The organism is Tianweitania populi (assembly GCF_014652875.1).
GTDB classification, from domain to species: Bacteria; Pseudomonadota; Alphaproteobacteria; order Rhizobiales; family Rhizobiaceae; genus Tianweitania; species Tianweitania populi.
This window is the reverse complement of sequence record NZ_BMZQ01000002.1, coordinates 70126-82667: the sequence shown is the minus strand read 5'-3', so window position 1 is coordinate 82667 and position 12542 is coordinate 70126. Positions and strand designations below refer to the sequence as shown.

14 protein-coding genes are annotated in these 12542 nt (G+C 62.1%); 6 read left to right on the top strand and 8 right to left on the bottom strand.

Annotated features, from left to right (window positions below; genetic code table 11):
• Nucleotides 1–31 precede the first annotated feature (31 nt).
• The 4 genes from IE166_RS09725 to IE166_RS09710 all read right to left on the bottom strand — a co-directional run bounded on the left by IE166_RS09725 (nt 32) and on the right by IE166_RS09710 (nt 3567).
• The gene (locus IE166_RS09725; RefSeq protein ID WP_189503396.1) at nt 32–928 is read right to left on the bottom strand and encodes a DUF937 domain-containing protein; all 897 of its coding nucleotides are present in this window, start codon (nt 926–928) and stop codon (nt 32–34) included.
• A 78-nt stretch (nt 929–1006) separates the two neighbouring features.
• Nucleotides 1007–1333: a hypothetical protein gene (locus IE166_RS09720; protein ID WP_189503395.1), complete on the bottom strand. Its 327-nt coding sequence runs from the start codon at nt 1331–1333 to the stop codon at nt 1007–1009.
• 33 nt (nt 1334–1366) lie between these two features.
• The gene (locus tag IE166_RS09715; RefSeq protein ID WP_189503394.1) at nt 1367–2740 is read right to left on the bottom strand and encodes a glutamate--cysteine ligase; all 1374 of its coding nucleotides are present in this window, start codon (nt 2738–2740) and stop codon (nt 1367–1369) included.
• A 92-nt stretch (nt 2741–2832) separates the two neighbouring features.
• Nucleotides 2833–3567, bottom strand: coding sequence for a 16S rRNA (uracil(1498)-N(3))-methyltransferase (locus IE166_RS09710; RefSeq protein WP_189505810.1), 735 nt, complete (start codon nt 3565–3567; stop codon nt 2833–2835).
• A gap of 95 nt (nt 3568–3662) precedes the next feature.
• On the opposite strand from IE166_RS09710, the gene IE166_RS09705 reads away from it, so the two are divergent.
• Both IE166_RS09705 and IE166_RS09700 read left to right on the top strand, forming a co-directional pair.
• Nucleotides 3663–4355: a type 1 glutamine amidotransferase gene (locus IE166_RS09705; RefSeq protein ID WP_189503393.1), complete on the top strand. Its 693-nt coding sequence runs from the start codon at nt 3663–3665 to the stop codon at nt 4353–4355.
• A 260-nt stretch (nt 4356–4615) separates the two neighbouring features.
• Nucleotides 4616–4753, top strand: a complete 138-nt coding sequence (locus IE166_RS09700) for a hypothetical protein (protein WP_189503392.1) — start codon at nt 4616–4618, stop codon at nt 4751–4753.
• 20 nt (nt 4754–4773) lie between these two features.
• Here the strand turns inward: IE166_RS09700 and IE166_RS09695 are convergent, their stop codons facing one another.
• The 3 genes from IE166_RS09695 to IE166_RS09685 all read right to left on the bottom strand — a co-directional run bounded on the left by IE166_RS09695 (nt 4774) and on the right by IE166_RS09685 (nt 7818).
• Nucleotides 4774–5526: a metallophosphoesterase gene (locus IE166_RS09695; protein WP_244641437.1), complete on the bottom strand. Its 753-nt coding sequence runs from the start codon at nt 5524–5526 to the stop codon at nt 4774–4776.
• A complete protein-coding gene (locus IE166_RS09690; protein WP_189503391.1) occupies nt 5523–6701 on the bottom strand; it encodes an alpha-hydroxy acid oxidase in 1179 nt (392 codons plus the stop codon). The genes IE166_RS09695 and IE166_RS09690 overlap by 4 nt, the downstream gene beginning before the upstream one ends.
• 310 nt (nt 6702–7011) lie before the next feature.
• The gene (locus tag IE166_RS09685; protein ID WP_189503390.1) at nt 7012–7818 is read right to left on the bottom strand and encodes a L,D-transpeptidase; all 807 of its coding nucleotides are present in this window, start codon (nt 7816–7818) and stop codon (nt 7012–7014) included.
• A gap of 193 nt (nt 7819–8011) precedes the next feature.
• Between IE166_RS09685 and IE166_RS09680 the strand changes: the two genes are divergently transcribed.
• Entirely contained in the window at nt 8012–8653 is a 642-nt protein-coding gene (locus IE166_RS09680) for a DNA-3-methyladenine glycosylase I (protein ID WP_189503389.1), read from the top strand.
• 3 nt (nt 8654–8656) lie between these two features.
• Here the strand turns inward: IE166_RS09680 and IE166_RS09675 are convergent, their stop codons facing one another.
• Nucleotides 8657–8989 carry a hypothetical protein gene (locus IE166_RS09675; RefSeq protein ID WP_189503388.1) on the bottom strand — a complete coding sequence of 111 codons (333 nt, stop codon included), beginning with the start codon at nt 8987–8989 and terminating at the stop codon, nt 8657–8659.
• A 177-nt stretch (nt 8990–9166) separates the two neighbouring features.
• On the opposite strand from IE166_RS09675, the gene hisS reads away from it, so the two are divergent.
• From hisS to hisG, 3 genes are read left to right on the top strand one after another with little or no spacing between them, the layout of a single operon-like run.
• Nucleotides 9167–10630, top strand: coding sequence for a histidine--tRNA ligase (gene hisS / locus IE166_RS09670; RefSeq protein WP_189503387.1), 1464 nt, complete (start codon nt 9167–9169; stop codon nt 10628–10630).
• Nucleotides 10627–11727: an ATP phosphoribosyltransferase regulatory subunit gene (locus IE166_RS09665; protein WP_189503386.1), complete on the top strand. Its 1101-nt coding sequence runs from the start codon at nt 10627–10629 to the stop codon at nt 11725–11727. The genes hisS and IE166_RS09665 overlap by 4 nt, the downstream gene beginning before the upstream one ends.
• Entirely contained in the window at nt 11724–12419 is a 696-nt protein-coding gene (gene hisG, locus IE166_RS09660; RefSeq protein WP_189503385.1) for an ATP phosphoribosyltransferase, read from the top strand. The genes IE166_RS09665 and hisG overlap by 4 nt, the downstream gene beginning before the upstream one ends.
• Nucleotides 12420–12542: the final 123 nt, after the last annotated feature.

Below are 12542 nucleotides of genomic sequence, written 5' to 3'. Positions count from 1 at the left end.
GGTGCTCTATGAGCATCAGGCTCTTTGTGGGCTAAGAGCCGCGCTGTTCCATGCCCTTCAGGAACTTGTCGAAGATCGCTTCGGTGCCCTTCTGGTAGTCGTCGCGCGTCTTGCGGCCCGTTTCGAACATATCGCCGAACAGATCGTCATAAGGGTTACGCGGGCGGCCGCTGGGGTTGGCTGGCTCAGGCTGAGGTTCGGGCTGGGCCTGGCTCCCCATCCCCCCGCCGCCCATCATGCCTTCCAGGATCTTGCCCCAAGGCGTTCCACCAAACGGATTGTTGCTTTGCGGAGCCTGCGGCGCGCTCTGGTTCGTTTGTCCGCCACCACCGGTCATCATGTCCTTCATGGCCTTGCCGAAGGGGTTGTTGAACGGATCGAAGCCCGGGCCCGAATTTGTGCCGGCACCTGAGGATGTGCCGCCGCCCATACCGCCGCCCATACCGCCCCGCATCATCTGCTCGATGATGTCGCCGATGACGTTTCCGCCGGATTGCCCCGGCATCTGACCGGTGGATTGCTTGAACAGGCCGCCCATGATCATGCTGGCGAGCGCCGGCAGCATCTGCTGCAGGATGGATTGCGCGATACCAGTGGACTGCGCAGCATGTGCGGCGACGGCCCGGCTGAGATCCTTCGAGCCGAACAGGTGGCCGAGAATGCCGTTGCCATCGGCCAAGCCATCAGGCCCAAGTGCCTGGTTGGGATCGTCGAAATAGCGGGCGTGATTGCCCGACGCCATGGCCTGGATAAAGGCTCCGACGCCGTAAGGATCATTGGCGTTGCGTTTCAAGCCTTGGCTGAAGGCGGGCAGCAGCGCTTCGGTTGCGAGTTGAACCTGTTGCTGAGTGAGGCCGTATTGGCGCGCCATCAACTCCATGGCCTTGCCGTTGTCGGCGTTGTTGAGCATGTCGAACAAAGGCATCATGAGCGTTTCCTCCGGTTAGGTATGAACCTAGGCCGGATCGCTCGGGCTTAAAGGGCCGCGCCCGCGGAAGGATGAGCCTTAGTCGTATCCCAACGATACCAAGGTCATCTTGAAAGCGATGAAAGTGGCAAAAGTCGACAGGGCCATGACGGTCAGCAGCACCTTGCCCAGCGAGGTCAGCGTGGCTTTTTCAGCGTCGCGATAGGGATCGCGGTCGCCGGTGAGGGCAAGGTATAGCCCGAACACTGTGGCCAAGGGTGCCAGCGCAACCGCATAATAATCCCAGTCGACCCTTGCTGCTCCGGCATAGGCAGCTTCAAGCGGGCGCCATAGGCCCGCCCAACCCAGACCGAGGCCGGCCGACAGGAAAAGGAGGCCGGCCAGCCGGTACTTCAGCACCCGCACTGCACGCTCTCCTTGGCCTGAAGCTAACGCTGATCAGTAGGCATATTCCTGGAAGATCGGCTCGATCGACCCGCCCCAACGCATGTGGAACGCATTCACCATGTCTTCCGCGCTGGTAGTGCCACGCGCGACCACTTCGTCAAGCGGGCTGAGGAAGGATGTTTCATCGTAGCCATCCTTGTTGAGGCGCGCCCGGTTGGCGAGGCCGCGACGGGAAATGGCCAGCACTTCACGGGCGACGTCGCGTAGGCTGTGATTGTCGAGCAGGGTGGATAGGCCCTGTTCCGGCACGGCGTTGCGCATTGCGACCACGTCCTCATAGGTCCAGTGGCGCGTCAGCGCTTCGGCGGCATCCAACGCTTCGTCATCATAAAGCAGGCCCACCCAGAAGGCCGGCAGAGCGCAGATGCGGCGCCATGGGCCGCCATCGGCACCGCGCATTTCCAGGAAGCGCTTCAGGCGGACATCGGGGAAGAGCGTGGACAAGTGGTTTGCCCAGTCACCCATGTTGGGCAGACCATCCGGCAACTCATTGCGTAGCGCGCCATCCATGAACTGGCGGAAGGTGACATGGGTCAGATCGTGGTAGCGGCCTTCGCGGATCGCGAAATACATCGGCACGTCGAGCGCCCATTCGACGTAATCCGCGAAGCCGAACTCCGGCGAGAAGCAGAAAGGCAAAACGCCCGAACGTCGATTGTCCGTGTCGCGCCAGATATCGCCGCGCCAGCTCTGAAAGCCGTTCGGGCGGCCGTCGGTAAACGGCGAACTGGCAAACAGCGCCGTGGAAAGAGGCTGCAGCTTCAGCGAAACCTGCATCTTGCGGCGCATGTCGGCTTCGGAAGAGAAGTCGAGATTCACCTGGATCGTGCAGGAGCGATACATCATATCCAGGCCCTTGGTGCCGACCTTGGGCATGTAGTTGGTCATGATGTCATAGCGCGACTTCGGCATGCGCGGCGTTTCCGCCAGCGTCCATTTCGGGCTGCCGCCAAGACCAAGAAAGCGGATGCCGAGCGGCTCGGCGATTTCGCGTACCTGCGCCAGATGGGCATTGCCCTCGCGGCAGGTCTGGTGGACCGTTTCGACCGGTGCGCCAGACAATTCAAACTGCCCACCGGGTTCGAGCGAAATGGCGCCCTGGCCGGTCGGCTCGACCAAGCCGATGATGTTGCCCTCGTCGATGATCGGGTCCCACCCCAGCATCCCCTGCATGCCTTCCAGCAAAGCGCGGATGCCGCGATCGCCGCCATAAGGCACGGGAGCGTGCCCATCGACATAGAAGGGAAATTTCTCGTGCTCTGTGCCGATGCGCCATTGCTCGCGCGGCTTGTTGCCGGCTGCGAGGTAGTCGACGAGTTCGTCCATGCCTTCGATCGGCCGGGAGTCGGTTGTATCACGCGCCATTTCTGTACCCTGGCCTTAATTCAAGGCGTCTGCTTGCAGATTATGCAGCCGCCGGGCAAGCGAATAATCTTGACCATCTTGTCAACGGGTTCTTACCAATCTCCCACCGTTGCCTGAATGACGGCAAGGGCTGCAACGGCTGCGGTATCTGCGCGCAGGATGCGCGGACCCAGCGGAATGGCCGTTACGAAGGGCAGGGAGCGCAGCTGTCGCCGTTCCGCATCCGAGAAGCCGCCTTCCGGTCCAACCAGCAGCGCGAGCTTGCGCTCCTCGACCGTCTTCAAGCTGGACAAGGGATTGTTGCCGGCCGCATCCTCGTCGCAGAAGATCAGACGGCGATCTTTGTCCCAACCATCCAGCAGGCGATCGAACTTAACCGCTTCACGCACCTTAGGGAGCGCCAGGATGCCGCATTGCTCGGCCGCCTCGATCGCATTGGCTTGCAGCCGGTCGACGCTGAGCCGCGTCATCTGGGTGTGCTGGGTGAGAACCGGCTGCAGCGTGCCCGCACCCATCTCGACGGCTTTCTGAACGAGATAATCGAGCCGGCCGACCTTGATCGGGGAAAAGCAGTAGAGGAAGTCTGGCGTTGGTTCCTGGGGTCTGGTCTGCTCGACAACATCGAGTGCGGCCGCCTTCTTCTTGCCCTCGCCCAACCGTGCCAGCCATTCGCCGTCGTGGCCGTTAAAGACAAGGAGTTCTGCGCCGGACTCGTAGCGCAGGACATGAAGGAGGTAATGGCTTTGCTGCGCTTCCAGCACCAGGCGAGCGCCGGCAATGAGGGCGTCGGGCACGAAGAGCCGTTGCAATTTGTAGTTCGCACGCATCGCCCGGACATGAGCGCATGAGCGCAACACGTCAAGCGCGGCTTCCGGGCCGACGCATGGCATGGTAGCGGAATCCTGACGAAGGAAGGCCTTTCATGCGTGTGCTCGTGATCCAGAACAATGCCGACACAACGCTCGGCCAGATCGAAACGGCGCTGATGGAGCGCGGCGCGGAAATCACCGTCTGCCATGCGTACGAAGGTGAGGCTTTGCCGGATGCCGAGTTCGATGCGTTGGTGGTTCTGGGTGGGATTCAGAATGCGCTGGCCGACAAAGGTTCACCCTACTTCCCGGAGCTTCTCCAGCGCATGCGGGATTATGCCGAGTCGGATCGGGCCGTGCTTGGTGTGTGCCTCGGCAGCCAGCTTCTGGCGCGTGCGTTTGGCGCGGAAAACCTGATCGGGGTCACCCACGAATTCGGCTGGACGGAGGTTGCGCTGACCGAAGACGGCGAGGTCGATCCGATGCTGGGCGGTCTCAATCCGACCTTCACCACCTTCCAGTGGCACGATGACACCTTTGTGCTGCCGCGCGGCGCCACGAGGCTGGCCGGCAACGACGCCACGCACAATCAGGCCTTCAGGATCGGGCGCGCCGCTTACGGCATCCAGTTCCATTTCGAAGCCGACCGCAAGCTGATCGCCCATTGGAACGAGACCAACGCCAGCTACCTCGCAGACCGCGAGCCGGGCTGGCCGGAGCGCTTCGCCGCCGAGCAAGCGACGCGCGGCGCCGATGCCGACGCGAACGGGCTGAAGATCGCTCGCGCCTGGGCTGCTTTGATCTAAGATCACCTTCCGCAACGCCATCCGTGTCATTTTTGGCACGGCGGAAGGAAGTGTGTGGACTGTGCTCTTCATGCGCTTCCGGGCGATCACGCTTCCCTTTAAGAGGCTGCGCGAACCCGGGCGGAGAAAGCCGGGTGGTGCAAAATTACATCACAACGAGCGAATGCGGACCGGGATGAAACCCGTTTCCAGGATCGACGTTGAACCAGTGAACCGGTTGGTAACTGGTCCATGCCAAGCCTTACGGATCGAAACTAGAGATGAAACCTGTGCGCGCCTTCTTCCTCTCCATGATCATGATTTCCGGCATCGCTCTGTGGGGCGCCGGCATCTACACGGCCGACGCTTCGGTTCACATGCAGGTGGTCGACGGCTACGGCGTCAGCGCCTCGCACTAAATCATCGTTTTAGGTGATCGTCAGGCAGTCTGCTGCCTGACATCGATGATGCGCTTGGTGATTCCCTCGAGAACCACCGCACTCATCACCCCGGTTTTCACCGCACCCGTATCGACATTGATACGGTTCGGCAGCATCTCCGCTTCGGCACTTGGCGTATGCCCGTGCACGATGATCTTGGGATGCAGACCCTCGATGGTCAGGAATTCCCTCCGGATCCAGATCAGGTCTTCGCGATCCTGGATCCCGAGCGCCAGGCCGGGGCGAATGCCGGCATGGCAGAAGTAATAATCGCCGAAGCTGAAAGAGCGCGGCAAGCCTCTTAGAAAATCGAGATGAGCCTGCGGCATAGCTGCCAGCAAAGCGTCACGGGCCTGCTTACGGCCCTGCGCATCGCCAAAGTTCGCCTCGACGCCATAGGAATGCGCTGTCGTGTCGCCGCCATGCGTCACGAACAGGCCGACCGGATGGGGATCGGCGAGGAAGTTCAGCCAGGCTTCATCATGGTTGCCCATCAGCGACAGCACACGTCGATCGCTGCTGCGCGCAATGATCAGGTCCAGCGCGCGCTTCGTATCGGGTCCGCGGTCGCCATAATCGCCGATATGGATGATCCGCCAGTCCTGCGGCTTGTCGCGCGCAATCTCGCCATCGATCTTGGAATACATCGCCTCAAGCAGGTCGGCGCAGCCATGCACGTCGCCGATGGCGTAGATGCGCATGCCCTCAGGCGCACGCGCATCGTCCAGATGAACGCCGCCGCTCGGGATCATTGGCTCGGCCTTGCCGGCTCGGTCGCCACGACGGGCAAGCGATGGTGCAGGAGCTCCGGTCCCACGTCCCGAATATCGCGCTTGCCGCACAGCGCCATGGTGATGTCGAGCTCGTTGCGAATGATGTCGAGCGCGATGGTCACGCCGCGCTTTCCATAAGCGCCAAGCCCATACAGGAAAGGGCGGCCGATATAGGTGCCCTGCGCGCCAAGACATAGCGCCTTGAGCACATCCTGGCCGGACCGGATGCCGCCATCGACATGCACTTCGATACGATCGCCAACCGCCTTCACGATCTCTGGCAAGACGGAAATGGACGACGCCGCGCCATCCAGCTGCCGCCCGCCATGGTTGGACACGATGATCGCTTCCGCGCCGGTTTCTGCAGCCTTCACCGCGTCATCCGCATCCATGATGCCCTTCAGGATCAGCTTGCCGCCCCACTGCTCCTTGATCCAGGCGACATCATCCCACGACAAACGCGGGTCGAACTGCTCGGCCGTCCACGACGATAGCGAAGACAGATCGCCAACGCCTTTTGCATGGCCGACGATATTGCCGAAGCTGCGGCGCTTGGTGCCGAGCATCTCGAAAGCCCATTTCGGCCGCGTCGCGACCTGCCAGATATGCTTCGGGATAAACTTTGGCGGCGTCGACAAGCCGTTGCGGATGTCCTTGTGCCGCTGTCCAAGGATCTGCAGGTCCAGCGTCAACACCAGCGCCGAACAGCCGGCTGCGCGGGCGCGATTGATCAGGCTTTTGACGAACTCTCGGTCCTTCATGACGTAGAGCTGGAACCAGAACGGCTTGGTCGTATGCGCCGCGACATCCTCGATCGAGCAAACGCTCATCGTTGACAACGTGAACGGCACGCCCGCCTTCTCCGCCGCCTGCGCCGCAAGGATTTCACCATCGGCATGCTGCATGCCGGTCAGGCCGGTCGGTGAAAGAGCCACCGGCATCGACACCTTTTCGCCGATCATCGTGCTTTCGAGCGAGCGGTTGGTCATGTCCACCAGCACGCGCTGCCGCAGCTTGATCGCCGCGAAATCCGCTTCGTTCGCCTTATAGGTGCCTTCGGTCCACGCGCCGGAATCGGCATAATCAAAGAACATCTTCGGCACGCGTCGGCGCGCAACATCCTTGAGTTCAGCGATTGTCAGCGGCGTGGCCATATCCTTGCTCCCTCTCGCAACTTCTTGCGGTGTAAGCCCGGCATGACCGTCTGGTCAATTTGGTCCTTCGTAGATGTTTAAATGGAACAAAGAAAAGGGCGACGCGATTTGCGGCGCGTCGCCCTTTTTCGCGTCACGAAGTCCCCACCTCGCGCGCGCAGCCGGGTCGGACTGGAGGAACGACCCGTGGCAGTTTCGAACCGGCAAGCTGTCTAGAGCAATTCCAGCAAAAGTGCGGAGCGGTTTTGCGTCCGGAAATTGCGTCTGAACAAAAAGCTCTAGCGGAACCGGTTCTTTCCCCCGCCGAAACTCATATCACGACGACCTTGGTGCCGATCCTCACGCGCTCATAGAGGTCGGTGACATCTTCGTTACGCATGCGGATGCAGCCCGAAGACACATTGGTGCCGATGGTCCAGGGCGCGTTGGTGCCGTGAATGCGGTAAAGCGTGGAACCGAGATACAGCGCGCGTGCGCCGAGTGGATTGGCCGGGCCGCCTTCCATGGTCACGGGCAGGATCTTGCCCTTGGCCTTTTCACGCGCCCGCATTTCGGCCGGTGGCGTCCAGGTCGGCCATTCCCGCTTGTTGGAGATGGTTTCCGTGCCAGTCCAGCCGAAACCCTCTTTGCCGACGCCGACGCCATAGCGGCGCGCCTGACCATCGGTTTCCACGAGATACAGGAACTTGGATTGCGTATCGATGACGATGGTGCCCGGTCTGTGTCCGCCATCATAGGCGACCATCTGGGGCAGGAACTCCGGCGACAGGCCGCGCTCCGGACGAACACGCACGGCGCCCGCCACGCTTGCCGCTTCGATCGGCTGCGGCGTCGGCTCGCGGTAAATTTCCCGCCTCTCTTCGCGGCTCACGCGGCGAAGAACGCGCTTGCGCATCGGTGCAGGCTCCGGCGCAACGCGAACCGCGTAACCCTGCACGACGCGTGGGCGCTCGACGATGATCCGGCGCTCAGGCGCCTGTTGCAACTGCATGACCCACGGGGCGGCTAGATCTGGGCTGACCACGACCGGCGGCCGCTCGCGATAACGATCCTGCGCGTGTGCCGCTGCCGGCATGAGCGTGATCAAAACCGCACTGCAAAGGATGGAAAACCGCATGGGTGAACCCGTTGACATGCCGTGTTGCGATGAGCGGCAACCGCCTTTATCTCGGGCCGACCATCCACCGTCAATTCCAAGCAAAAGGTGAATCCGCTTTGTTAAAGATGGATGCACAAAGGAAAGGCTTTGCTGTGGTTACCAATTGGCTCCGAAACTTGGTAAAGGCCGAATGAACGAAGAAGGAAGCACCATGTCTGATCTGGCTGCCGGCTTGGTGCGCGGCGATGATGGTTTGACGCGCTGCGCTTGGGGCGGCTCGACACCCGACTACATCCCCTACCATGACAAGGAATGGGGACGGCCGATGGCGGATGACCACCGGCTGTTCGAAAAGATCTGCCTGGAAGGATTTCAATCCGGCCTGTCCTGGCTGACCATTCTGCGCAAGCGCGAGAATTTCCGCGCCGCCTTTGCAGGCTTCGACTTCGCGCTTGTGGCGGGGTTCGGGGAAGCCGATGTGGAGCGCCTGGTTGCCGATGCCGGCATCATTCGCCATCGCGGCAAGATCACCTCGACGATCAACAATGCCAAGCGGGCGGTGGAGATGAAGGCGGAGTTCGGCTCGCTAGCCGCATATTTCTGGGGCTTTGAGCCACCTGCCGATGAGCGGCCGCAGGTGGTGGACTGGGAAACGATACGCGCGAACCCGACGACGCCCGCGTCCACCCGGCTGTCAAAGGACTTGAAAAAGCGCGGCTGGACCTTTGTGGGACCAACCACCGTCTATGCCTTCATGCAGGCGATGGGGCTGGTCAACGATCACATAGAAGGCTGCACCTGCCGCGAAGACATCGAAAAACAGCGCGGCGGCTTCAAGCGCCCGGTCGCCTGAACGTCACTGGCAGGTCATTGACGTGCCGACCGTCCGGCATTTGGAGCCGTCGCGATTATAAACGGTGTCGCCAAGTCGCCGGGTCGAGTTCGGGTTTGTTGGATAAAGCGAATTGTCGGGGCTCTTGGCGCGCTTTTGCGGGTTGGTATAGCGCTGGTTGCCGAGCGGGCTGTTGCGCGTCTGGCTGTTGAGCGAGGGCGTGGTGGGAGAGCGCTGGCCAGAGCGACCATCGGCGCAAAAATAGCTCGACCCGATCGCACGGCAGTTCTGGGCCAGTGCCGGTGCCGCCGGCAGCGCGATCAGCACGGCAAGAGCGAGAGTGGGAACGCGGATCACGATCGACCTCCCTGTTGCGTTTTCAACTATATAGGAACGCAAGAGGCCGTCTGAAACGATCCGGCGAGCCAAAAGCACGTCGCAGGGCGTCCCTTTGCTTGAAGCGGCGGGCGCCATCCGGTAGAGCGCCGGTAACAAGTCATTCCCGGTTTTCCTAACGATCTCTGGACTTCTTCCATGGCCGACAAGAACGAAAAGATGAAAGCGCGGCTCGCGCGCGGCTTTGGCGACCGCTCGGCCGACGATATTCGCGCTACCGAGCGCATGATCGAGAAGATCAAGGCGGTTTATGACCTCTACGGCTTCGAGCCCGTCGAGCAGCCGCTGATCGAATATACCGACGCGCTCGGCAAATTCCTGCCCGATCTCGACCGCCCGAACGAAGGCGTGTTCTCCTTCCAGGACGATGACGAGCAGTGGCTGTCGCTACGCTACGACCTGACCGCGCCACTGGCCCGCTATGTCGCCGAGAACTTCGAGCGCTTGCCGAAGCCCTTCCGCTCCTATCGCGCGGGCTGGGTGTTCCGCAACGAGAAGCCGGGCCCGGGGCGCTTCCGCCAATTCATGCAGTTCGATGCCGATACCGTCGGCACGCCGGGCGTCGCGGCCGATGCCGAAATGACCATGATGATGGCCGATGTCATGGAAGCGCTTGGCATCAAACGCGGCGACTACGTCATCCGCGTCAACAACCGCAAGGTGCTCGATGGCGTGCTGGAAGCGATCGGCCTCGGCGGCGATGACAATGCCGGCCGCCGTCTGACCGTGCTGCGCGCGATCGACAAGCTCGACAAGTTCGGCCCGGAAGGCGTGAAGCTGCTGCTCGGAAAGGGCCGCTGGGACGGCGGTGTTGAAGGCGAGGGCGACTTCACCAAGGGCGCTGAGCTGGATGATGCAGCGATCGCCAAGGTGCTCGCTTATGTTGAGACCGGCGAGATCGAGGACAATCAGGGCGTTCTCGAACTGCGCGAGATCGAAGCGCTTGTACGCGCAGCCGGCTACGGCGAAGACCGCATCAAGATCGACCCCTCCGTTGTCCGTGGCCTCGAATACTACACCGGCCCCGTCTATGAAGCCGAACTTCTGGCTGAAATCCCCAATGAAGACGGCAAGATCGTGCGCTTTGGCTCCGTCGGCGGCGGAGGGCGCTATGACGGTCTCGTCTCGCGCTTCCGCGGCGAACCAGTGCCGGCCACCGGCTTCTCGATCGGTGTCTCTCGGCTGATGACGGCACTGAAAAACCTCGGCAAGCTCGATACGGCCGACGTCGTGGCGCCGGTTGTCGTGCTGGTCATGGATCGCGACACGGAAAGCCTCGGTCGCTACCAGAAGATGGTCGGCGATCTGCGTCGGGACGGCATCCGCGCCGAAATGTATCTCGGCGGTGCCGGCATGAAGGCGCAGATGAAATATGCCGACCGTCGCGGTTCACCCTGCGTGGTCATCCAGGGCGGCGACGAGCGCGCTAGTGGCGAAGTGCAGATCAAGGACCTGATCGAAGGTGCGCGGCTGTCGGCTCAGATCACCGACAATGAAGCCTGGCGCGAAGGCCGCCCGGCGCAGGTATCGGTGCCGGAGGCCGATTTGGTTGCGACGATCCATTGCATCCTCGCCGCACAGGCGCAAGAGCCGCAGGCGTGACACTCACTGAGACCATCTTGGCGCGCTTTGCGGCGGAACGGATCGCGCTTGCCGAAGTGCCGATCCTCCAGCCGGCCGATCCGTTCCTGGACATGGCTGGCGAGGATCTGCGCCGGCGCATCTTTCTGACGCAAAGCGAAACCGGCGAAAGCCTGTGCTTGCGGCCCGAATTCACCATCCCCGTTTGCCGCGACCACATCGCGCGCCAAGCCGGAACGCCGCGTCGATACGCCTATCTCGGCGAGGTTTTCCGCCAGCACCGGGCGGGGGGAACCCAGTTTCTGCAGGCCGGCATCGAGGATCTCGGCGAAACCGACACGTCGACCGCCGATGCGCGATCGGTCGCCGATGCCTGCCGGTTGCTCAACGAAGCGCTGCCCGATGCCGGGCTGACGGTGATCATCGGCGATCAGGCAATCTTCGAGGCCGTGCTGGCCGCTCTCGGCCTGCCACGTGGCTGGCAGATGCGCCTGGCCCGCGCTTTTGGTTCTGCCGATATGCTGGAAGCAGCACTCACCGACCTCGCCAGTCCCCCGAAGAAGCGTAATCTCGGCCAGCCGATTTCGCGCCTCGTTGCCGCTCGCGATCGCGCAGCCGTCGCCGGCTATCTCGAAAAGCAGATGGAAGTCGCCGGCATCTCGCCCTCAGCAGGGCGCACACCTGACGACATCGCGCGCCGCCTGATCGAGAAAGCGGAACTCGGCGCCGTGCGGATCGCCGATGATGCCTTCGAAGCGTTGAAGCGCTTCCTCGCAATCCGCGAACCCCTTGCACAAGCCGGCGAAACGCTGCGGCGCTTTGCTGATGACTGCGACCTCTTCCTGGATGCCGCTCTGGAACAGTTCGAGCAGCGCGCAGATGCCCTGGCTGCACAGCAATTGCAGGGCGCGAGCTTCACTTATGACGCCGCTTTCGGCCGTCCGCTGGATTATTACACCGGACTTGTTTTCGAGATCAGCGCGCCGAGCGATCCCCGGCCTCTGGTCGGCGGCGGGCGCTATGATCGCCTTTTGACCATGCTGGGTGCGGAACACCCCATTCCCGGCGTCGGTTTTTCGGTCTGGCTCGACCGCATCGAGGGAGCGCGAAAGCCATGACGCTGACGCTCGCCCTCCCCTCGAAAGGCCGTCTCAAGGAACAGGCCATCGCCCGCTTTGCCGAAGCTGGCCTCCAAGTGCAACTGCCAACCGATCCGCGCTCATATCGCGGGCGCGTCGACGGCGCATTGTCGCTCGACGTCCTGTTCCTTTCGGCTTCCGAAATCGCCCAGGAGCTGGGGCAGGGCGCGGTCGATCTGGGTGTGACAGGCGACGACCTCGTGCGCGAAAACCTCGCGAACTGGGATGCGCATGTGTCCATCGAAGCGCGGCTCGGCTTTGGCGCAGCAGACGTGGTCGTCGCCGTGCCGGATGTCTGGCTGGACGTCGAAACCATGGCCGACCTCGACGATGTCGCCGCCGATTTCCGCCAGCGCCACGGCCGCCGCCTGCGCATCGCCACCAAATATTGGCGCCTGACGCAGCAGTTCTTCTCGCTGAAACACGGCATTCAGGTCTATCGCATCGTGGAAAGCCTCGGCGCCACGGAAGGCGCTCCAGCAGCCGGCCTGGCCGATGTCATCGTCGACATTACCTCGACCGGTTCGACACTGACTGCCAACCACCTGCGTGTCTTGAGCGACGGCGTGATCTTGCGGTCGCAGGCATGTCTTGTTGCATCCAAGCGTGAGCGCTCGGCGGATGATGCAGGCGCTTTGGCGCAACTGAATGCGCTCTTCGCGACCTCCTGATGCGTTGAGTTGCCAGAAGCAAGATCGCCGCTTATATTTCTGGAGTGGAGACTGGGCGCTAACCCGATCTCCTTGCCTTTAGAAGATCAGTCTGACCCGGACATCGAGTAGCCAGCTCGTCCG

Coding starts and splice junctions, on each gene's coding strand:
- IE166_RS09725 (WP_189503396.1), bottom strand. CDS start 928: ATGATGCCTTTGTTCGACATGCTCAACAACGCCGACAACGGCAAGGCC.
- IE166_RS09715 (WP_189503394.1), bottom strand. CDS start 2,740: ATGGCGCGTGATACAACCGACTCCCGGCCGATCGAAGGCATGGACGAA.
- IE166_RS09710 (WP_189505810.1), bottom strand. CDS start 3,567: ATGCGTGCGAACTACAAATTGCAACGGCTCTTCGTGCCCGACGCCCTC.
- IE166_RS09705 (WP_189503393.1), top strand. CDS start 3,663: ATGCGTGTGCTCGTGATCCAGAACAATGCCGACACAACGCTCGGCCAG.
- IE166_RS09700 (WP_189503392.1), top strand. CDS start 4,616: ATGAAACCTGTGCGCGCCTTCTTCCTCTCCATGATCATGATTTCCGGC.
- IE166_RS09695 (WP_244641437.1), bottom strand. CDS start 5,526: ATGATCCCGAGCGGCGGCGTTCATCTGGACGATGCGCGTGCGCCTGAG.
- IE166_RS09690 (WP_189503391.1), bottom strand. CDS start 6,701: ATGGCCACGCCGCTGACAATCGCTGAACTCAAGGATGTTGCGCGCCGA.
- IE166_RS09685 (WP_189503390.1), bottom strand. CDS start 7,818: ATGCGGTTTTCCATCCTTTGCAGTGCGGTTTTGATCACGCTCATGCCG.
- IE166_RS09680 (WP_189503389.1), top strand. CDS start 8,012: ATGTCTGATCTGGCTGCCGGCTTGGTGCGCGGCGATGATGGTTTGACG.
- hisS (WP_189503387.1), top strand. CDS start 9,167: ATGGCCGACAAGAACGAAAAGATGAAAGCGCGGCTCGCGCGCGGCTTT.
- hisG (WP_189503385.1), top strand. CDS start 11,724: ATGACGCTGACGCTCGCCCTCCCCTCGAAAGGCCGTCTCAAGGAACAG.